This window comes from Aquimarina sp. U1-2 (assembly GCF_017897595.1).
Taxonomy (GTDB): domain Bacteria; phylum Bacteroidota; class Bacteroidia; order Flavobacteriales; family Flavobacteriaceae; genus Aquimarina.
Genome location: NZ_JAGKIK010000012.1, coordinates 79,777 through 103,342, shown reverse-complemented (window position 1 = coordinate 103,342; position 23,566 = coordinate 79,777). Strand labels below are relative to the sequence as shown.

Annotated in this window: 10 protein-coding genes; 2 read left to right on the top strand and 8 right to left on the bottom strand. The window is 37.8% G+C overall.

Features of this window, described 5'->3' with window-relative positions; genetic code table 11:
* Positions 1–115: 115 nt before the first annotated feature.
* The 8 genes from J8281_RS14830 to J8281_RS14795 all read right to left on the bottom strand — a co-directional run bounded on the left by J8281_RS14830 (position 116) and on the right by J8281_RS14795 (position 18,812).
* Positions 116–988 (bottom strand): toxin-antitoxin system YwqK family antitoxin, encoded by an 873-nt coding sequence (locus J8281_RS14830; RefSeq protein ID WP_210198424.1) that lies wholly within the window; start codon positions 986–988, stop codon positions 116–118.
* A 2-nt stretch (positions 989–990) separates the two neighbouring features.
* On the bottom strand, positions 991–1,893 hold the full coding sequence (locus J8281_RS14825; RefSeq protein WP_371812624.1) for an RHS repeat-associated core domain-containing protein: 903 nt from the start codon (positions 1,891–1,893) through the stop codon (positions 991–993).
* Between the two features lie 91 nt (positions 1,894–1,984).
* Positions 1,985–3,319 carry an IS5 family transposase gene (locus J8281_RS14820; protein ID WP_210198423.1) on the bottom strand — a complete coding sequence of 445 codons (1,335 nt, stop codon included), beginning with the start codon at positions 3,317–3,319 and terminating at the stop codon, positions 1,985–1,987.
* Between the two features lie 43 nt (positions 3,320–3,362).
* Positions 3,363–3,983 (bottom strand): hypothetical protein, encoded by a 621-nt coding sequence (locus tag J8281_RS14815; RefSeq protein WP_210198422.1) that lies wholly within the window; start codon positions 3,981–3,983, stop codon positions 3,363–3,365.
* Between the two features lie 261 nt (positions 3,984–4,244).
* Positions 4,245–4,724, bottom strand: a complete 480-nt coding sequence (locus tag J8281_RS14810) for a hypothetical protein (protein ID WP_210198421.1) — start codon at positions 4,722–4,724, stop codon at positions 4,245–4,247.
* 40 nt (positions 4,725–4,764) lie between these two features.
* On the bottom strand, positions 4,765–14,232 hold the full coding sequence (locus tag J8281_RS14805) for a SpvB/TcaC N-terminal domain-containing protein (RefSeq protein ID WP_210198420.1): 9,468 nt from the start codon (positions 14,230–14,232) through the stop codon (positions 4,765–4,767).
* A gap of 80 nt (positions 14,233–14,312) precedes the next feature.
* On the bottom strand, positions 14,313–16,271 hold the full coding sequence (locus J8281_RS14800; protein WP_210198419.1) for a T9SS type A sorting domain-containing protein: 1,959 nt from the start codon (positions 16,269–16,271) through the stop codon (positions 14,313–14,315).
* A gap of 777 nt (positions 16,272–17,048) precedes the next feature.
* The gene (locus tag J8281_RS14795) at positions 17,049–18,812 is read right to left on the bottom strand and encodes a hypothetical protein (protein ID WP_210198418.1); all 1,764 of its coding nucleotides are present in this window, start codon (positions 18,810–18,812) and stop codon (positions 17,049–17,051) included.
* A gap of 285 nt (positions 18,813–19,097) precedes the next feature.
* Between J8281_RS14795 and J8281_RS14790 the strand changes: the two genes are divergently transcribed.
* Both J8281_RS14790 and J8281_RS14785 read left to right on the top strand, forming a co-directional pair.
* Entirely contained in the window at positions 19,098–20,873 is a 1,776-nt protein-coding gene (locus J8281_RS14790) for a hypothetical protein (protein ID WP_210198417.1), read from the top strand.
* 488 nt (positions 20,874–21,361) lie between these two features.
* Positions 21,362–23,149 (top strand): right-handed parallel beta-helix repeat-containing protein, encoded by a 1,788-nt coding sequence (locus J8281_RS14785; RefSeq protein WP_210198416.1) that lies wholly within the window; start codon positions 21,362–21,364, stop codon positions 23,147–23,149.
* Positions 23,150–23,566: the final 417 nt, after the last annotated feature.

Sequence of the window (23,566 nt, the reverse complement as noted above, 5' to 3'; positions counted from 1 at the left end):
ATGTGTACTATTGGTAACATTTGTTACTTATGTTACTCATAAAAAACCACAACACCCCCCCCCATAAAAAAGAAATGCTGTGGTTCTTGGTTTACGCTTTTGCCTCGTTTACCGCTTACTTGCTTATAGCATTAACAGAATCCACTACAACAAAAGGTTTCTCAAAAAATAGCTTACGTTCTTTAAAAGTGATATCGGCCATGGTGCTATCCTCTTTATTGACCCTTACCGATCTTCCTTTTTCATGAACATATCCTTTCAATTTATACTGTCCTATGATTTTAGGAATTATCCGTAGCATTGCTTTCTTTTCATTCTTTCCATATGTAGAATCAACATTTGTAGTATTGCCTTGCTCATCTTCTTGCCAATAATAGACCATGTGAAAATCGTCTTTCTTAGAAACGGAGGGTTGAAGGTCAAGATATCCTATTGATATTTTCTCTCTCAAAATGGTATCTTTAAGATCGATTGTAAAATAATTACTACTGTCTTTTAAGACCTTCCCATATTGATCGTAATAAATCAACTGATTTGTATACAGCGGGTTTTTGATCAAACTATCCTTGGAAACATCCATATATTCCACTTTCATTTTTGGCTTGCCATCTTTATGATAATATTCCCACCAGCCCGTAAGCAAAGTGTCTATAACCTTCCCCTTTGACATTAAATTGCCATTTTCATAGTATTTTTCATAAATATTATGACCATTTAATTGATATTCTTGTGCAATAAGACTTCCATTTTTAGAAAATCTTTTAGTAGTATCTACTATTTTACCTTGATCATAATATTCAATAGCCTTAAGTTCTCCACTTTTGTAATATTGCTTTAACTCACCATCTTTAATACCTTTATTATTATAGGTTATTTCAGATAGTAGTTCACCTGTAGAATAATAATACTTTTTCTTTTTAGTATTATTACAAGCAACAATAAAGCAAATCAACAAAACGATTATTGAATTTATCGAATTATTGCTCATTACTAACTTTTATTTAATATATTTTCATTAATGTTTTCCATCTGTTGAGACTGATTTTGAATGGACTCTTGAGATGCCTTTATAACACTATCAACTTTTGACATAGGTACTGTTACTTTTACATCGTAAACCTTTCCTTTAGAACTAACTTGATTCTCATCAATAACTGTAGTTGTTATTTCTCCAGCTCTTTGAGTAGTGAAGGTTGTATCTTTTTCATTGATTACAAGATTGGCTTTATCTACTATGTCAGCACCAAGGCCCATGCCTTCCCCAACAGTTTTAACAATTTCAGCACCGCCCTTTATGGTGTTAGCCTTGTTGAGCGGCCCTTTACCGGTCTGATTACTAGCAGCTTGTATAATGGCATCACCATCAACTGATTCAGTATCCCGGTCCCCTTTACGATCTGGTCCTGGACCACTGTTGTTTTGTTTAGTCGTAAAATTAAACCCTCCGCCTCTGTTGGCCAAATAATCCGATACCAGTAAAAGTGGCCCTGTTAAAACAACAGCAACAGTTTCTACCGTCTTTGATAAACTATTTATACCACTCTCTACACTCCTGGCCAGGCCATCACCAACGCCTTGTATAGGGCCAGGAATGTTTTGTTTCCCATTAGGATCTACATACTTTATAGGATTTTGGTAGGTGTATCCATATACATTCAGGTTTCCAGAATCATATACCCCGGTGTTGTGCTGGCCATCCAGATAATGTTCCCGGTTCATCACCGGATCATAGGTAGAAATTGGATCTACGGCGGTCCACACGGATGTGCGTGGGTCATAATATCGGGCTCCATAATAGTACAAACCAGTTTCCTGATCTAACTCCTTAGCATTATAACGATAGGGGTTGTCCTTCCCGGCATCTTCATCCCGACCATCTTCCTTTTCGTCAATGAACGTCTCCCCAAATGGGAAGTACTCTATATGCTGCGTGGTCTCACCACTACTAATTCCTGTGGTATAGGCTGCACTACCTAGTCGATCCTTAGTAAATGGCTTTTTGATTTAGCAGTAAAGGATTTATTAGTTTTAAAATTAGGTATAGAATATTTTTTTTCAACTCTTCTTTTAGGTTTTTCATCATTTTCTTTAGATTCCAACCTGTTGCAGCTAATAATACATTGATTTGAGGGGATTTGTTCCCATGTAGATAGTTTTGTCCCATTCTAAAGTCCGTTTTCAAATGTCCGATAACAGGCTCTATAGCTGCCCTGCGTCTGAATTTCTTTCTCTTTACCCTTCTTTGATATTCTGTATCCCGTTTAAGTGGTCTATTGTCTGGTGTTGATATGATAGTTTCTTTTATTTGCTTTATTCCTTTTCCTCCTCTATCGTAGATAATTTCTTTTGGTGTATGTAACTTATTTGACTTAATTTGATCCAGCAAAGGTTCTAAAGTTTTGCTGTCATGAGGATTTCCTTCAAAACTGCTTATCGCCGTTATGATAAGTGATTTTGAAGTTAGAGTGAGTCCTACTTTATTTCCAAACTCGTATTGTTTATGTGCTTTACCCTTTGCTATGCAAGCAGTAAAAGTTTTGTGAAGGCTATAGATCTTGTTTTTGTCAGAATGCTTTTGCTCAAGTACCTTCCAATAAAGAGCTATCTCTTGTTCATATTTGACTTTCTGGCTATCAGTCAATTTCCTTTCTAGTTCTCTGATTAATCTGCCTGCTATGGTTTTGATTTTTCTCGAAGCAGCTTTTGCTTTTTTCTTTCGTTTGGGATGGTTAGGATTGTAGGTGTCACGTACTAACTGCTTTGCTACCCTTTTGTAATTTTGACGCTGTTGTACCCCTTCATTTTTTGCAATAGTATTCACCTTATCTATAATCTTTTTGGCAAGTTTGGCGTCTGTTGGAAAAGTAGTGTTATTCTCTTGAACAGTCGTATCAGAAAGAACTACTTTTTCCTGAGAAGCCTTTCCATGAAAACTAACAGAATATGCAAATATCTTCTGAACTCCTGATTCTCCAATGCGTTCTCTAAAATGAACAAAATCACTAGGATCAGTTGGGAAGGAAAATTCAAAATGATCCATCCCACAGAAGTACTGCATATAAGGATCTCGTTCCCAGGCGTTGACTAAGGTTTCATCTCCAAGATTATAAATCCGCTTTAACATCAATGAACCCACCATTAAACGTACAGGCATTGAAGGGCGTCCTCTACTTGAATACAGCCCCGAAAAGCTATTCTCAAAATAATCCCAATCAATCTTATCAGCTAACAAAACCAGCTCGTGACCCATATCAATGAAGTCAATAAGATGCGGTTTGAACAGGTCTTTTTGCGGAGAATGCTTTGTTTTTCCTAACATTATTTGCAAGAATTTTTATCCAATTTAAAGAAAACCTTGCAATTTATGATACCAAATTCATCCTTTTTAAACCTGTAAGTAAATAAAAATCAAAACTTAATAATATTCTTAAGGATTGACTACCTAAGTGATCTTTGTGGTGAAAAAACAACCCTAAATCCTTATCCTCTTCTGACAGCTTTGTCGCAACACGCTCTCCTTCTATATAAAAATGGGTCGTAAAATAATCTTTACGTAATATATAATATGGGTTTACGTAAGTCGTATAATCATCCAGCTTATCTACTGCTACCGGAGTAGCTATAGTACCATTAATGGTAATTTCTACATTATTATCATTATTGGTCTTTAACGTACGTTCCCCACCTGCATCATAGATGTTAAACAGCACCACTTCATCATCGGCCGCTTCGGTCACGGCAGTTAACCTGTTTTCTTTATCCCAGATCAGGTTTTCCCGTTCACTGTTGGGATCTGCATTAAAGGTACGTTCAGGCCGATTCACCAAATTTCCGTTTAAGTCATAAAGATAGGTAAATCTATCTTGTATGTTATAAAACCACAACACTCCCCCATAAAAAAGAAGTGTTGTGGATTTTGATTCATATTCTCTAACCTTTGACCGCTTACTTGTTCGCTGCCAATCTTTACCGCCACTAGTCACAGACTAGCGGTAGCCAACACTAGGACCAACGGGGGCTACCAATCTTTACCGCCACTAGTTTTGAAAACTAGCGGGAGCGCATACTAGCGGCATCTGGGGGGCTCTTTTTTCTTCTATAACCTTGCCCGCTTACCCATCCGCTACCAAGCTTTACCGCCACTAGTTACAAACTAGCGAGAGCCAACACTAGGACCAGCGGGGGGCTTCGATAGTTGATATTAGTATGAAAATTTTGAAAAATAATCGCACCTCAATAAATAATTAAAATTTATCCAAGATTTCTATTACTTTTAAAACTATCTCTTCTTTGATGTGATCAACTAAATTGAACTCTACTTTTTCTTCTTCAATCAAAGTTGAACCTCCTTTAACGGTATATGTGTATGGTGTTATTACTAGCCGCTCATTTTCTTGAGAGATATTACAACTACTGGAATTTTTATCAAGAGAATCAAAAGATTTCTCCTTCAATAATGATATCATTTTTTTTACATATTTTTTATACTCTTCTTTTTCTAAGGGTGCTATAACATTTTCTTTTGTTCCAGCTAGTGATTTAAATATTGATTCTAATAAATCTTCAATTTTACAATCTAAAGGTAAAATGAATATCGGTTCTGTACTCAAACGTAACCCTATATCAGTCCAGCTTTGAGTTATAATTTTATAGTTTTTATTTGTTTTATGTACTATACATGATTTAATCATCTTTTTTGGGTTATATGAAAAAAGTGTACTCATAAATATATTTATGAGTACACTAGAGATTATTTATTAAATTTTAATCAACACCTCGAACATTAACTTTAATATTATAAGTGTCTTTTGCATACTTAACTGCTTTCTGAATTTCTTTTACTTGTGCTGGTGATGCTCCTTTTGGAACACCAACTTCTAAAACTTTCTCCTTAATAACCCCACCTGTAGTATCAACTGTTCCTCTTTTTGCACCTGTAAAATTGCCTAGATCGTCAATATAACCTTTAAGTTTAGAATACACTTTACCAGAAACCTGATAAGTCTTTGCTTTCAAATCTAAAGTCTTTATACTGGTAGCAATTCCTCTAGCAAAATCATCTATAACCGGATAACCTGGAATATTTCTAAGATTCGCCTTAAGCATTTCTTCATATACGAAGCCTCTGGTTGACCATCCCATTTTCCAAATTGATCCTCCGGCTTTTCTTAAAAGGCTGAAAGCTAATCCTCCGGCTTTTAAAACTCCGTATCCAGCTGCCATCGATACAGTTTCATTGAAAAAATTCTCCGAGGCAGGATCATATTCTTTATGCTCTATAAAATTACCTCCAAAATAATTACCAACTTCAGCAAAAATGTTACCAGTATTTTTATGATATAATTTACCATCAACATTCACAAGTATTTTATACCTATGTACACCTTCGGGAAGAACATTACCAGCATATGAAAAACCGGGAACAGAAGTCTCTTCAGACCATATTAAAAATCCCTGTTGATTCATAAACCAATCTTCTCCATTTGGATCAATGTATTTTACTGGATTATTGGCTGCATATGCATAAGGAGACATATGTGGATGTTTCTCCGCCAGCGGGTCCACGCTCTGCCACACACTCGTCCTTGGATCATAATATCGGGCACCGTAGTAATAGAGCCCCGTCTCAACGTCCAACTCTTTTGCATTGTATCGATACGGATTATCCTTCCCAGCATCTTCATCCCGACCATCTTCCTTTTCATCAATGAACGTCTCCCCAAATGGGAAGTATTCTATATGTTGTGTCGTCTCACCACTACTCACTCCGGTCGTATATGCAGAACTGCCTAAATGATCCTGGTGGTGCCAATACAATCCCAGATCCTTATCTTCTTCAGACAACTTTGTCGCTACCCGCTCCCCTTCGATATAAAAATGGGTGGTAAAGTAGTCTTTACGCAACACATAATATGGGTTTACGTAGGTAATATAATCATCCAGTTTATCCACCGGCTGTGGGGTAACTACTGTACCATTAATCGTGATCTCTACATTATTATCATTATTGGTCTTTAATACCCGTTCGCCCCCTGCATCGTAGATGTTATACAATACCACTTCATCATCGGCTGCTTCGGTTACTGCGGTCAATCGATTCTCCTCATCCCAGATCAGGTTTTCACGTTCTTTATCAGGGTCATCGTTAAAGGTACGCTCTGGCCGGTTCACTAAATTACCATTTAGATCATAAAGATAGGTAAATTTTCCCATTTGGATCGGCGCGTGGGGCTGCGCATCTTCATATTGATATTCCCAGTCGTAGGTAACCTCCGGTTCTTCGATCCAATCGTTGTCACTATCCGCCTGGTCCTTGGATTCGGTTACTTGTGTTTTTTTAGTAATACTATGGATACTGTTGTATTCCATATCCAAATTAAACCTATGGTTATCTTCTTCATCGGTATAAATTGCTGTGGCATTGGTTAATCGATATAGGTCATCATAGCTATAATTATAGTCGCTGGGGCCACCTAATAATTCATCACTGGTAGAGACTTCCATCCTGTTCACCAATCTTAGAATATTATTCACTTTATCATAGGTATACTCATTATCCATCAACCTGCGGTTGGTTGCAGACTCGGTGATCAGGTTTTTGAGTCTTCTGCGATCGGGTTCATAGCTATAAAAAGATTCGGTACCATTACCATACCCCATATAGACACGTTGCTCAAATTTATCATAGCCCAATTGTTTTACGTAGGTATAATTTCCAAATCGGCTTTGTCCCGACATACTTTGTACGAGTCCGCCCAGATTATAGCTATAGGTCAATTCTTCCTGATCAGGATAGGTGATATTAATCACCCGATTCCAGGTGTCGTATACCCAGGACGTGGTAAAAGAAGCTAGATTTTCACCAGCTACGATAATATCACGTTTATTTTTGACCATCGCACCCAAAGGATTGTATGAAAATTCCTGTTTACCAGCCCCATCTTCCTGGGTGACAATTCGCCCGGCACGGTTATCGGGATCCCCAGCGTTCCCGTAGGTATATTTCACATTATTGCTTGGGTTTTGTGGATAGGTAATGTTGATCAACCGTTCCCGGTCATAAGTATAGGTTATAGCCTGCCCGGCCGCTTTAAGATTGGCCGTCACTTTACTGGTGAGGTTACTGGCCAGGTCATAGGTAAAACTGGTGAGCCCTGCATCGGGATGGTCTACACTGGTTCTTCTTCCAAAATTATCGTAGGCCGAGGTGATCCGGTTATCCTGGTCATCTGTTACCTCGATCAATTCGTTAATCGCATTGTAGTTGTACGAAGTCCAGATATCGCCTCCCTGGCTGTACTGCTCCCTTACCGAAGTAGTAAGCCCACGTACATTGGTAAAACTTTCTTTTTGTATGCCATTAGCATCAGTCACCAGGGTACTAAACTGCTGGTTGCTGTTACGGTCACTACCAAAATTGTATTGCGTTTGGGTAACGGCACCATCGGGTAAGGTCACTCTAGTGGCGCGATCCAATACGTCGTACTCGGTTTCGGTAGGTTTTACCGTATCGGGATTAGCGGCAAATGTCCCTGCCGCTCCTGTAATGGTAGTAGGATAACGAGACGTGATTGTACGACCAAAAGCATCAAAACTCAACCTACCCGATACGATACGCATCTCCTGATCAGCATTATTGACGCCTTGATAAATTGCCCCATCTTTTTGCACTTGCAGTACTCTGGCCAACCCATCGATAAAGGTTACGGTCTCTAGTTCGTTACCAGGAAACTGGGGATCATAATGCTGTGTTAATGCCCAGGGGATATCAGCCTGGGGATTGTAGCTGAATTTTAACGTAAAATCAACTCCAGCAGCGATCTCTAGCGGTCCGCGTATTTTGGTTACCCTACCTACATCATCCAGGGTATATTCCAAACGGTTACCATTAATATCTGTGGTATTGAGTAACTGGCCAAAACGATAATCATATTGCGAGGTTGAGGAATACCCGTAGGCATCATCTACTTTTTCAACATAGGTTTGTACTTCAGGATCATACTGATACTCAAAAAACAAGCGTTCTCCTGATTGATTTGAAGGACGAGTCATCTTTGTGATGTTCCCTGTTGCATCATATTGCATATCAAACAACGCAGTCGCACCATCGCCCAGTTTTTTACGTAGCTGGGTAATGTTACCAGCATTATCAATCGTACTTTCCCGTTCCCGAAGCGTTTTGCCATTTCCGGTAACGGTTATTTTACTAGGGATACCTACCAGATAATTGCCTCCAGTCTCTGGGTGGTATTGTATTTGGGAACTGATCTCATCATCGCTACCACTATCTCCCTCGTCGGTGTAGCCGGTAACATTTCCTACGGGGTTATATTGGTAGGTCATTCGTGTAGTTTCTCCCGCAACAGCTTGTCCTTCATAAAAATTATTGACCATTTCGGTCATCGCCGGAAACGCTGCTGCGGTAGCATCTTCTTTTACCGAATCAGGTAAGCTGGCTCCAGTCTCTACATCTTTTAGGCTATACACATTCAAAGATTCTGTAAATCTGTTATCATTGGCATCTTGTAATATTTCATTTGCCAACAACCCCTTTTCATAAAAGTTATCATTTATAAATTCTTGCACGACGGTTCTGTATACGGCATTTCCATTTTCGGTATCCAGTTGACGGGTTTTTACGGTTTTAAACCCATAGAAATCACGTTCGTTACGGTCGTAAAAGCCACCATCATATTCGAAGGTACTGAGCATGGTATCGGCACCGCCATCTTGTTCTTCGACCCCATCGAACATGGACACGCTGGTAAGTGTCCATATACTATTAGGTTGCCCGAAAGTATTACCGGTTCGTTGATAATCCAGAGTAAAGTTTGCTCCCAAAGGGCGTACTACAGACCTTAATTTGTTGGTTTTTCCGATAGTAGATCGTTTTACCATGAGATTTCCATCTACGTCAGACTCTAATACATCCGGGTAGCGATCGCCATCAATATCACTGATCTGATACAATTGTCTACTGGCACCTTGTGATACCATACCACTTGGGTTAAAACATAATTTTGTGACCGGGGTAATTGGTGTTGGTAGCGGAATACAGCCTGTAAAAGCAACATTAATTGATTCTCCTGTAGAAGAACTTGCACTAATCTTTTCGGCTCCGGTCCAGGGAATGCCTTGTGCATTAAAGCCATTACCAGTGTTGATATATACCATAACGGTACCATCACCCGCCAAGATATCCTGTAATCCATCGCCATTTACATCTTGCAATGCTGTTTTTACTTTGTTATCAGATCGCGAAAAGGAAACGCCTGCAGCGATACTCCAATTCCCAATATTCACGCCCAGTCCGGCGCCTACATCGATACTTTCTCCATTACGTATTTCAGTAAATCCCCACGGCTCACGTGCAGCAAAAGAATACCCTAAATTTAAAGACACATCTCCATTTTGATATACTTTATCTGGTAACCCGTCCCCATTGACATCTACCCAGCTATTTTTACTTTCATCATCATTCTCAGAGAAATTAGCACTAATACTTACCGAAGTAGCTGCATCTTTAGTAGCATTGTCCACCGCTTTTTGTTCCCCTTTTAATGAAGTCTTCATTTGGCGTACAGAGGCTTTTGCAGAAGTTAAGAAACCAGTATTGTTGGTTTTTGCATTGATATACGTACCTCCTAGTGTACCTCCTTCAGCTTTAGCTTCTGCTCTATTAAGGCCTAAGGCAACGACTGCGCCATTTATCGAATAAGGCGTTGCGGTATCTGCCAAACTACCATCGGCATTTGAATATTGAATCCCATCTTCGGTCACAATATCAGGATAGCTATCCCCGTTCATATCCAGAAATTCTGTAATATTTTTGGTGGTATTGGTAGATTCGCTATAACTTCCACTTATTGGTGAAATTCCTGCTCCTCCTGCAAAACTTTCGGTGGTACTTTCGGTTACCCTGTTTATGGCTCTCACTCCACTTCCTGATGGAATTGGACTGACTACCGAAATGTCATCAAGCCCTAATCGCGAAGCACTTAGTTCTTCAGCTTTAATATAGGTAAAGTCATCATACCCCCGCCATAGTTGTTCATTAGGTACCGGAATCATCAATACCAAATCACTCTGAGTAGGATCATAAATCCCATCTAAACCAGAGGGATCATTGATATCATTAGGATCGAGAGGGTTAGAAACGGCATCATCTAGTTGTAATAAAGATTCATCAATAGGAAGATTGGCTCGATCCCGATTACCTTTATATACAAATTGCCCCCAATGTTGAAACAAATGTCCAAAAATACGATCCTCTGCTGCTATTTGGGTATACAAAGCTGCTGGGAAAGAAGAAGTATCAACTGTACCTGTGGTACTGTTAATCTTATTGGCAAGTTCACGATCTGCTATGTGAAATTCAATATGCAGTAGGTCTCCCTGAACTACTTGAACCGCTAAAGTATCAGATGCTGCGGTACCTAAACTTACTTCAATTGTTTGTTTGGTGATCAATTCATTGAGCTTCTTAATTGAAAAAGTTACTTCTCCATTGGCATCGGGATTAGCAGACAGAATACCACTTACGTTTACCGTACCATCGGCAGTAGCTTCCCATACTTCTCCTGCGATACGATGATCTGCATATATAGAATAATCCACTACCGGAAAAGTTTCTATTAACGGATTCCCTTGTGCATCTGTCACCGATGGATATGCAGGATCTGTTGAAGCCGTATAGAATAACCTTGGGAGCCAAGAAATAGCATTCCAATCAATATTGGTATCAGAAAGTACTTCAAAAATAAGGGAAGTATCTGCGGCGACCATTCTGGTCAATTCAATAGGTTCGTTGACAATTGCATCCCAGGCGTATGATCTTTCGGCTAGTATTTCACCACCTTCAATACGAATCACAACTTTTATATCATCTGTAGTGACTGGCTTTGAAAATGTACTACTAATTTGAATGGTACCGTCAATAGGAGTCGTCGTTGCCTGCTTATTGGTCAACAGAAAACCTTCAGCAGCTGGGTATTGAAATCTTATTTTGCCATTGGCATCGGTTTGGTCATTAGCCCTATCAGTATAGGTAACTTTTGGATTCCAGCGTACCAAATCGTTACTTCCATTTTCTATCGATTGTACCCTAAAATAAAGTCGGTCTCCTTTGGTTACATTAATATTACTAACATTCGCCGGGGTTTTAGGCAAAAAATCTGTCGGCCCAATGGTTGTATCCCATAGTTCAGATCCTTTAAGCTGAATAGCAACTCGTACGCCATCATTGGTATCTGCCTGCACTCCCTGAAGTAACGAAACATCCCCTTCTACAGAGATGATCCCACCAAAAGGGGCAATCCAAGTTTTTACGACATCATGAAGCGGATATTGATCGATTAATGCTTCTTGCTCATCAGGGTCCACTGTGATAATAGAAGGATCAATAGTTCCTGTCTCATTAATAGGACTTGGGGTATCTGAACTGGAAAGTGTGAATACCGGAATATTGTTATCATCAATATGATTAAAATATACACGGCCATCAATCACGATATCTTGCAACATATCTCCATTAACATCTGAAAAATAAGTTTTTTCGATGGTCTTGGCTTTGGCAGTATCAAATCCGATAAATGCAATCAGCGGATGAGCTTCGAATCCTCCTGAGGTAGTATTGGTAACTGAACGACTGAATTGATCTACCCCAATAATCTGGGATCGATCCCCGAACACCACTGTACCGTCAGGACCTGACAGATTAGGACGAAAATAAAGCGCATTACCATCTTCAAAAACTTTGTCAGCCAATCCATCGCCATTGATATCGACCATGGCCAACATCCCTTCAGCCTCACTTTTTGAGAACCCTACTTTACCACCTACAGTATTACTTTTTCCTGTTAAATTACCATCAAAGATTCCAAAAGTCACAGCAATGCCACCCCCACCCCCACCGGTAGAAGTACCGCTTAATGAAGACGCTTTATCATTAAAATCGTCGACAAGATCGGGTGTTAAAAAATTGCCTCTTACATTGTCCGTTCCAGGATTCCAGGATTCAGGAGCAGAGAATGGTTGATAGGCAGTTCCTCCTGGCCGTACATCATCATAATAGTCCAGTTCATGTCTTGTAAAAGGGTTTCCAACAGCGTCGAATTCTTCGATAGAAGTTAGTAGGGTCTTAAAAAAGGCTCCTGCGGTATATCGCAATTCATAACTACGAATATTTTGATTATTGAACTGTACTTCTATTTTCCTAAGTAAATCAGCAGTTACTTTTTTGAATCCGTATCTGGCATCAATACTTTTGTCCACCCGTAAGGATTCTCCCAGTTCTCTATCCCGGGTAAAGACTATTTTATATTTTCCATCTTGCCCTGAGCTTCCTGTATACAAAATTTCTTCGCAGTACAACTGTTGCCCCATAACGGTACCTCCCGCTACACCAACATCTTGCTGTATACTATGGTTATAGGTTACAAAGTTACCATTCAGGTCCAGGATCTTAACCAGTGCCCAATAGGCAATATTGCCCTGGGCATCTTTTAGCACTGCATTGTTATCCACAGTACTTTCTCCCCCATAGAAATAACGTGTACCCATCTTATCAGTAACTTCCCAATGGTAATTGGCAGGGCTATTTCCGTGACGAATAATCTTGTCAAAAGCCCCCTCCACACGCCTGTAAAATCGTTTGTCTGTAGTTCTGTTTACAAGTTCTCCTTTATGGGCAATAGGGCTTAGCTGCTCACCATTAATTAGATACGTTTCAGTTTCTTTTTGAAGGTCATAACGTGGTACACCCCAACGGGTATCGATACTGATAGAAGGTACCTGCAGGTTCCAGCCCAATCCCAGCCAGCCATTACCGCCACCACTATTATATTGTATAGCAAGCTGCGGTTGCATCCCTTGTCTACCGGGCGGAATATTAATAGGATACCCCAAATTAGCATCACCCATATTACTGGCAGAAGGGGGTTGCATCATATTGATCGCCGCAGAAGGATCTGCAGCCTTAATATCCTTAATAGAAGTAGGTGTATACGCATTTGACTCCGGCGATTCAGGTACTTTTAAAATACCGTTGATCATATCCTGGTTGTTCATCGTCTTGGAAATGATCCTATGGTTGGTCACATCTATGGAGTCCCTTCTTAAGGCCTTCCATCGATTATGCTGCGTATCAAAGTAATAGGTACGTACATCTTCGGGCTTATATCCTTTAGGGATTTTATCAGGGTCATAGGCAATATACACAGTCGCTGCCTTATCATAAGAAGCATGCTGCGGACTTAACCGGTAACCACCATGATAGCGACTCACATTTACCATACCGCTATTAAGGGCAGGGATATCAATAGATCGCAAAGGAATTATTCCTGTTGGCGTGTCCGCAATATCACTGTCTTTCTGATCTATTGTAACCGATGCGCCCTGAATTGAATAACGCACAAGACCAGTACCCGAGAGCATTTCTTTTTGTGTTGGTGTGATTATAGGTTGATCTAGGATATTTACCTGATCTGCTTTTTCATTACAACCAAAATTAACTGTTTTCTCTATGGTTTCTCCATCAGGAAATATGGCTTTTACAGTGGTTATCCATACGTCGCCTTTTGTATTTTTAGCAACAATGTGTTCAAAAGCAGCATTATAAGAATCTACTTCGGTGTTATCGACATATAAGCACACGTCTTCACTATCTTTACCGTAGACAAACCCGTGAAGATAGGCTTTATCCTCGAAGTACAACCCCTCCTTGTGGGAATTGATAATAAGCGAGCGCTTATGCTCTTGAACTGATCTTTGAACTTTTATCCCCAGGTTTCGGATTTTATAGTGGTACTGCACTCCCTCCGGAAGGGTGAAACGAATGATATTTTTTCCGGTAAGTAGCCAATCTGCTTTGACTTGTTCCTGTTGTGGTGTCCAGCTATCGTTGAACCGGACAAAAGCCCCTCCTACAGAATATTGTTCATTAATACTTTTGGATACCCCTGAAGTATGGGTAATACCATACAACTCATAGGTAAGCCAAACGATATCGTTATCTGACAGCGAAGCGTCAATCTCAACCTGAAAAATATTATCTATCGGGCTGTCCAGTGGGTTACCAAGGCTCTTTCCTATCCAACCTTCTGACCGGGTGGACGGATAATAATGAGTTTCCGGAGTGTTGTTCATGTCTGTCTTGACAGGGTCTGTAGCTCGTAAGGGCGAAAAGGCTGACAAAAGACAGCATAATAATAGAATATGTGTTAAGGTTTTCATGAGTATTAATTGTTTGGTGTACGACTAGTGTCAAATTGTGTTATACTTCAAAAGGATAGTGCCTAAAAAATATATATTTACTATTCCTTTATGAATTTGCCTGTGGCAGTGATTGTGGATGATGAAATGTGTATGGTATACAAACCCGATGCGCCTTCTACCTTTCCACGAAATTCAAAATAGGTATTCTTACGATCTGTTTGTTGAGTATGTTGCAATTGTCCCTGCAGGTCATAAACATCGAGTTTCAGGCCGGGCGAAGGCTCTTTGAGTGCTACCTGGACAGTATAACTTCCATCCTTTGAAACATTAGGATATATGACAAACTGTTCGATTATAGAAGGGAATATAGTGATTTCATCGGTTGCGGTGCAGCTATAGCTATCGGTTGCTGTTACGGTATACGTTCCGGCTTCCTTCACTTCGATTTTAGGGGTATTGTAAGAAAGGCCCTGGTCAGATTGCCATAGGTATGTTACGCTTTTTTCTTTGATCAGGGTTGCAGCATCTAATGTTATCGATGCATCGGCTAATGCCCTATCTTCTCCCAAATCAATTTGTAGTGGTACGTATGCTTCAATAGTTAGCGTATCCTTTGTCGTGTGTGCCAGGACATCGGTAACGGTAAACCGGTATAGACCGGCTTCAGAAGTATTTGATACTCCTTCCTTCACAGAATTCTCATTCTCTTTATCTTTCCATTGTTTCTGGTGGTTGCCCGTTGTATTTATCAATTCATAGCTGTAGGGTGGTAATCCGCCGGTTACACTATAAGTAATCGTTTCTGATTTTGTAGTACTCTCACAATCCGTTTTTACATCCGGTTGCAGGGTCAGTCTTAATTTTGGTAGCATGGCAAACGTAAAACTATCATTCCCGGATTTGTCAATATCCCATACTATGTTTCGAAAAACCTGCGTGCCTCGTGTTGTATCCGGTTCGGCATATACGATTTCTGTTTCTGTTTGTTCAAAATTCCCACTTCCTTTACGATCTATAACTAGTATATAATCGTTCTCTTCCTGGACAGTATTCGGGAAAAAATAGTGAGGGTCTATACACACTTCGGTTTTTATACGGTGACAGGTTTCTCCACTAGCTTGTAGTAGCCATTTTCGATCTAATACCGGCAAGGAATTGCTTAGGGCTTCTGTCATTTCATTTTTTCCATTATCATCACCCCATATTAAGAAATCTCCATGGTTCATCGAGGAAGTATTGAGTTCGTTTGATAATTGTAAAGATCCCGCACAAATAACCAAACTCCCCTGGTCATCACTAGACCCTGATTGTTTTTGAAAAATATTGGCTTTATCGTCCCTGCCAATTCCTGAAATGCGGTGCAGGTAAGGATCGTTATCTTCGACATTCCAAATTTTTTGGTCTCCACTATCTACATAATCCCCATTCATAGTAACACCATACCGCAAAGCTAAATACGTTTCTAGCACAGCTCTTTCTTTAGGTTTTAATTTTCGGTTGTATAAAATAAACTCTGCAATACCCCCTTTGAATTTTTTAGAAAGCGAATCTTTTGTTTCTGTAGATCCCAGGTAGAAAAAGCTACTGTCCCGTTGAACAGACATTTCGGGCAATCTTTTCCACTTTTCGTAATAGCGGTTGATCACTATGTTATCCGTACGCCCACCGGTATATGGAATACTTCTCTTGAAGCTGGTGATACTATCGGTGGTTAGCGTAATGTCAAGCGTAGGGGTCTGTAAACTCCAAAGGGGTTGTTCTTGCGGAGCTCCATAGTTTTTATAAATTAGATAAGCCGTTATTTTTTTTACATTATGTAAGTCTGCAGATAAGATATCTTTAATACCAGAATTTCCATCGAAAACTAAGGCTTGATGAAAGTTGAAATCATTAGATTGAGCCTGTAAAGTATCGATAGCAGTACTATCTGCCATTCGTGTACGTGTCAAATGTTTTTCTGCGGTGAACCATATATCTTCACCATCAATTCCTCCAGGGGATTGGCCTCGTAGAGAAAAAACCAGAAATAACAATAAAAGAAGAACATTGATTTTCATGTGGGTCAGGTTTTATGAGTTTAAAAAGTAAGATCCCAATCAGGATCCCGTATTCCAATGTTCAAAATTTTCCTGATCTCTTTTCCCAAAAATCGATGTAGTAAAGCTATGTAAAAATCTAACATGAAATTGTTAAATAAAAAATCGTAACATACTGATTACTAAATCTCTTTAATTAAATCAGAAGTGCCAGAAATTGAAAATAACTGTAGTGATCGATAAACTACCCAATTCTTTAACACATAAATTTTAAATAAAAATTAACATGATCATATATAAATTTATGTTAATTTAACAATGTATTTTGTTACATAATTATTGGTATTTGAAATAGTTTTAAGATGATAATCAATACTGTATACAAATTCTCTTCCTAAAATCTTTTATTGATTTCTATATTTTCAATTTTTATTCACTATTGTATTACAACCATTTACTCTTTAGTAAAGTAATTATTAAATACTATTAATTTACTATTTTCGTCTGGTGCTTAATTCGGTGCTTTATATTTGAAAAAACAGTTTAATAATTTGATTTTCAGTATATTAAAAGCTATTGGTTAGACCCTCCGACTCCACATTAAAAATCCGTAATCATTTTACTACTAAATTTTTACGGATTTTTATTTATACGTTAGCTAACTATTTAGTTGGCTATTTAAAAGCGTTTTATTCTTTTTACTTCATCTCTACGATATGAAGCAGGTTAAACATTTTTCAGTCTGTAAAAACTGCGTATTTACCAATTTTATAGTTTTAGTAAGTTATCTTGCTATACCTAATTGTCTATTTCAAGAGTTTTAATAAAATCAAAAACACTGGTATCTTTGGGAAGTTTCATCTTTTTCTTAAGTCTATGAATCGTTATTCTAATACTATTGGGGGTCACATTCATTAAACTGGCAATTTCTTTAGGTGTTAAATTCATTTTTATATAAGCACAAATTTTCAAATCATTCGGTGTTAATTTATGCCTTTTATTAAGTGTTTCAAGAAAATTAGGATGAACTTCTCTAAAATGAGCAAAAAAATCTTCCCAGATTTTATCTACAGATGCCTGGTATTTGATATTACTTTGTGTTTCTTCGATTTTAACCTTCAAAGGATCGTTTTTTTTGACTATTTTGGTTTTAACCTGAGTTAATAATCCATCAATTTGCAATAACAAGTCTGATTTAAGAGCATTATTAGCAGAAGTAGAGACCAATTTTCTACTTACATGTTCTTGTTTTTTATTGGATTTGATAAGAGAGTTCTTCAGGTCAGATATAGAACCTATTAAATTTGCAAGTTGCATCTTACTCTTTTTATAAAATCTAAATAATAAAAACAAAATAAGTAAGATCGTTAATGTAAGTATCCAAATCCATTTTGTTTTGTGATAGATAACATTTTCAAAAACTTTCAATTTTTTATTTTGTTCTTGATCATTAATTTTTAATAAAGATGCTGTGATAGCCGGTTGATTTTTTGCCTTTCTTAAGCTATCGTCAATTCTGGTGGCCTTTTCAGTATAGATAATAGCCTGTTTTGTATCTCCTAATTCTCGTAGTAGCCTACCTTTTAACTCGTATGCGTAATATTTTAATTCTACAAAATTGAAGGTGTCTAAAATCGGAATAGTTGTATCTACATAAGCTAATGCCTTGTTGTATTCACCTTCTCGATACGTGATCTCTCCTTTTCCTATTAAACCTCGAACTAATCGTCTATGTAATGATTTTTTCCTGCTAATCTCGATCGCCTGACTATAAAATTTACGAGATACTTCGAGGGAGTCGAGTTGTATGTAAACTTTACCTAAATCGCAAGCACTACTGGCAATATAGACAGAATCACCACGAGAAACATACCCGTTGTAAGCATATAAATAGTATTCCCGAGCTTTTTTAAAATCATCATCTCTAGAATATACGATTCCTGTATTTAAAGCCACATGGTATTGGTACACAGAGCCCGTCTTTTGAAAGCATACTTTAGCTCTTTCAAAATTTGCTATTGCCGAATCTTTCAGATTAATGTTTCTATAAATATTGCCTAAAACTCCGTAGGACTTTCCTAGAACATTATTATAATTTTTAATATTGGTGGTGCTTGTAATATAAGAAATTGCTGTTGTGATGGCTTCAATTGACTCAGGATATTGATTTAAATGTCGATAGAGTATGCTGCTATTATTTAGACTCGCTACAATTCCAGTAGTGTCTTGTAATTGTTTATAGAGCGCATACGCATCTTCGTTATAAGTTAATGCACAATATTGATCTTCTTTACCTCCTTTCTCACCGAGAACTATAGAGAGAATTCTAAGAGCATCTGCCTTGAATTTTGGAGAACCACTCATTTCTGCAAAGTGTAATGCTTGCCTTGCATCATATTCTGCACTATCCAAATTGCGCCTGCTTAGTTTTTTAGCTTCAGATAATAAGTGATAAATTTTTAAGGAGTCCTTTTTTCTTACTATTGAGGCTTCTTGCCCGTAAAACGGAAATTTTATCAAATAGCAAATAAGAACTACATAATTAATATTTAAAAATTTCATTGATAAAGTAGGATAATTCAAGGTTACGTTCAACATAATAAACCTAAGAAGAAAATTTAACAGTAATCTTATTTAAAAAACAATATAGAAAACAAAATATTATAATTTCCCCATTTATTTTTTTCAAAATATTGTATTTCAGTTATTTAAATCAAAAATAAATAGCTAAAAAAATTATCTGAAATCAATTATGAAATGCTTTGTTAACACCTTTAACACAATAATTTGGTATCTAATAAGTAATATGGACAATAAAGAATTTAACCGGAACCAAAAATACATTTTATGAAATCCATCAACTTAGTTGCTACAATTTTTAGCACTTTCTTTTTATGCTCATCATGTACTAATGAATCCTTTGATGACTATGTTGCCCCATTTGCTTTCACCGAAGACGGCTCAGTAAATTTTGACTTTAATACAACACCAGAACTCGAAGCCACCATAGACAGGGGGATTGCCGCATTTTCTAAACCTGGGACAATACAAAATAATGCGAAGTGTGTTAATTGTCATAACCCAGATGCTTTTGACCTTGCTTTTTTCAATTTTAAAAGAGAAGATATTATTAGGAGAGCATTACCCCATATTCCAGAAGAAGATGCCATCGCGATTGCAGACATGATAGAGGCAACACGAGTAAAATATAAAATCACTTCACCTAAAAATCCTAGACAACATCGTCTTTTTCAGCCAGGCGAAGAAGTATTACCTGGCATTAGTAGAGCAGAGAGGGATTATAATTTCTTAAAAAATGAACTACCACGATGGGTGCCAAGCTTATTTAATGGTAAGGTTGATAATCTAACAACCGCCTTAAAGGTAAGAGATGAGATTGCTGCGATTAATCTAAGCGAGATGCGTGTAGGGATTCCTTTACCCCTATGGGCAAGTGATCAATTTCATGGTTCGCAATTTGGAAATGTTGATGAGTGGATGCCCAATATGCCTTGTCTAGATACCGATCCCCAGATAGATTTATATAGAAAAAATTATAGTGATTATCCTTCTAGACAAAATTTAAAACGTCTGGTAGAAGCTATAGAAAATTATACAGATTGTGATCATTCCCTTGTTAGCGGAAGAGGAGTAATGGGAAAACGAACAGCTATTAACAAGTTTACTTCCGGACTGATCGCAATGCACATACAAAGAGAGGAAATTTTTGGAATTCCGAAGGCTAAGGATGGGGATTTCCAAGTATCCTGGTGGGAAGATAAACCGAAAGGAGATCGCAGATACCGTTTGTCGGTACCCACTAACGAAATTTGGGGTATTGGTGATATGGGAAGAAAGCCTAAACCCGATATGTCTTTACGAACAGGGAAATATCCGCTACATAGCGCACAAGATTTCCTAGAAACTGCAGGTTTTGGTGAATTTACTCTAGCAAATCAAACCAATGGTGAATCTGATTTCTTTATGCAAAATGATTTACAAACTAGTTGGTTTTGGCTTAACAGCTGTGGTTTTGATAGTAAACGACATACAGGTTATTCGCGTTTAGCTATTTCAAGATCAGGATATGCAGGGCACGCTCTTATTAAATCATATTTCGACACTTTTAAAGATACTTTTGGATCGTTTAGCTATTCTACTTCTTCTGTATTTCACCCACGCGGATACTTTTTTAACGGTAGTTTAGACAAATATGCAGAAGAATACAAAGCACCTACAGGTTGGAAAGAATTGTACGATGAAGTGCAGACCAACCTAGCCTGGACGATGTACTTTGTTACCACTGCCTGGATAGACGATCCTAACACGCGCGATATCTCTAGAAATGATGATTTAAGAGGTATGGCCAGAGTTACTAACTTTTTATGGAGAAGAAAAGGCTATGAAGAGGTTTATGACTGGTATTATGAGTATGGCGCTAAAGTTGCAAAACATCTCGAAGATAAATATCATAAGCCTGGTGATATGAAAGGGTATATGGATTGGGTATTAGACGATCCATTTACAGGCGGTCCGGGTGAACTAGGAGATGGTCATGGCGGCCACCACAATCACAATCAACAGCCTACCGAGGATTATGATCACTGGGATTTAAGCCAATAGACTTGCTTAGCAAAAATCTACCATTACTAATGATCAGGTTTGAAACTTGATATGTATATCAAAGCAAGCCTGCATTTAGCACCTAAATCTCGATTATCGAGAAAAAATAGTAATTACAACAACCATATAAATAAACAAACCATGATTCAGAATCCCACATTTTTCTTACATGTGGGGTTCGGTATTATGCTTACACTAATCTGTCTATAAACAAACTAATTCGCTTACTTTTTATGAAAACAAATCGTTAAATAAAACTCACAAATGTATATGCTTGTATTTCTTATTACCTCAATAAGTTCATATGCACAAAAGAGTACTATTATCAACCGGGAGGCTAGTTAATAATAAACTCTCTTAAAACTAATTTGTAAGGTATTGATTGAAAACTAATTCTATACAAGCCATGCCTAAGGGCATGTAAATCTCTATTATCAAGTAAACACACGTAATAATTATACGCAAAAGCGTAACTAAACTTTAAACTCATGAAAAAATACCATCTTTTTTTAATTGTTTTGGCTGTTTTTGGTCAAAATCTTATGCTAAAGGCAGAAACAATTTTTGTAAAACCCGGGGACAAAATTGATGCAGCGATTGGAAGAGCTAGTGGAGGAGATATTATCATCATACAGGCAGGTACCTATGGTAAAGTAGGACTTACAAACAAAAATTTTTCAGAAAACAAACCTTTGGTCATTAGGGGTGAAGGACGAGTAATTATTGATGCAAAACGTTCGGGCAAAGCACTCAATTTACGGAACTCTTCTTATATCGTTTTTGAAAATATAAGATTTCAAAATAGTGATTGGGAAGCAGTAGCTGTATGGGATCGTTCTCATCACATCATTTTTAACAACTGTGAAATAACTAAGTGCGACAGAATTGGATTGAAAATTGCCGGATCCTCTCACCATATAGATTGGATTGGTGGAAAAATATGGGATACTGGTAACATGAGTAGTCAGGCCTCTTTTGGAGAAGGTATCTATTTGGGGCATTCATCTGGAGGTTTTGCTGATAGAGCCTCAAATAAAATATGGATAGAGGGTGTTGAAATCTATGATACCGGTCGTGGAGAGGCAATTAATGTGAAACCACAATCGACCAATGTAACCATCAAAAATACGTATTGTCACGATATTAAAACTGGTGCGGTAAACGGTATCACTGAGGGTGCCATCAGCGTCGAGGGATATGCTGGCCAGACACCAAATAGCGGAATGAATACCTGGATAGAAAACAATGTAATAGAGAATGTTAAAGATCCTAGAGGAGTTAGAGGTGCGGGTATAGCCTTTTATAATGACCCAGGTGTTTTTATAAAAAATAATACGTTGAGAAATTGTGAAGATGCAGGTATTAAGACTTTTTTATGGTCGGGTGCAGATGTGAATAAATTGAATAAGCAGTGGAATAACACCTTCGAAGATAATGGACAAAAGATTATCATCGGTAGTGGTGCTAATCTATCTAACGCTGATCCTGGTATCAATCCTAATTCAAAACAAACCTGGTACGAGCAAGGTTCTGATCCTGATCCAACACCAGGTGATTTATCAGGTATTTATTATTTTGAAAATCGAGATTCTGGTAAAAGAATGCGTAGTCCTGATAATTTAGGTGGTGATATGAACTTAGGTAGTGTCACAGGTTCTGACAACGCGTATCGATTCAAACTTATTTCTGTTAGCGGTAAGCAAAACACATATTTTATAGAAAGTGTATTGACCAAATTCCGGCTAAGCCCCGATGCCGGTAATACTAACGCTGGCACTAGTGTAGAATCTTTCAATGGAGAAGGTGCGCGCGTAGAGTGGAAGATTTTCCCCGCTGATAATGGGTATTTTTATGTTGAGAGCCTTTTATCTTCAGAAAAGAACTTGTTAAAGATGCGAAATGATAATTGCAACGACTGGACCGGGACAAAAATCGAAACACATGTAGGTACTGGAGATTGCACAAAATGGAAGTTAATACCCGTCAATACTACAACAGCGAGAAATCTTGATACCTTTACTACAGAAGAAACAACGCAACCATTGCCAGAGCAGAAAGTTATCATATATCCTAACCCTGCCAGCGAGTTTTTGATAATTAGGGCGAGAAGTGCCTTTTCTTACAATGTAAGAAACCTAAATGGTAAATTGGTACAATCCGGAGAGAGTACTGTTGCCAAAGATGTCATTGATATTTCGAAAATTAGCAAAGGAGTTTACTTTACAGAAATTGAAGATAGTTTTGGAACCAGAAAAACGAAAATTGTAATACAATAATTTTCGATCATCAAAATTAGATAAAGACATCCTTCCTTTGTTATTTTAGAGAAGGAAGGAGTCTCTTATCAAAGAAACACTACTACTCTTTAGACCTGAAAAATGATAAAAAAATCATAATTCTTCGTACATAAATTGAAGTAAACTAACCCAGGGTGTAAGCTCAGGAGCATTTACATCTAGATTATCAAGTAAAAATTTGATGACGTTATCTATTTATATACACTGTACGGTTATTCTTCAATATTTCTAATAACCTATTCTTTTACAGTATTTGGTAACGTTTTTTTTGAACACATACAAAATTTGAGCTTAGTAGATATTTCTCTAATCTCATATGATCTTAATTCTTATACTTTTTACAATCTATAAGACGAATACCAGAACTACAAATTAGCTATAAAAATTATGTTACTC

Coding starts and splice junctions, on each gene's coding strand:
- J8281_RS14830 (WP_210198424.1), bottom strand. CDS start 988: ATGAGCAATAATTCGATAAATTCAATAATCGTTTTGTTGATTTGCTTT.
- J8281_RS14820 (WP_210198423.1), bottom strand. CDS start 3,319: ATGTTAGGAAAAACAAAGCATTCTCCGCAAAAAGACCTGTTCAAACCG.
- J8281_RS14810 (WP_210198421.1), bottom strand. CDS start 4,724: ATGAGTACACTTTTTTCATATAACCCAAAAAAGATGATTAAATCATGT.
- J8281_RS14805 (WP_210198420.1), bottom strand. CDS start 14,232: ATGAAAACCTTAACACATATTCTATTATTATGCTGTCTTTTGTCAGCC.
- J8281_RS14800 (WP_210198419.1), bottom strand. CDS start 16,271: ATGAAAATCAATGTTCTTCTTTTATTGTTATTTCTGGTTTTTTCTCTA.
- J8281_RS14795 (WP_210198418.1), bottom strand. CDS start 18,812: ATGAAATTTTTAAATATTAATTATGTAGTTCTTATTTGCTATTTGATA.
- J8281_RS14790 (WP_210198417.1), top strand. CDS start 19,098: ATGAAATCCATCAACTTAGTTGCTACAATTTTTAGCACTTTCTTTTTA.
- J8281_RS14785 (WP_210198416.1), top strand. CDS start 21,362: ATGAAAAAATACCATCTTTTTTTAATTGTTTTGGCTGTTTTTGGTCAA.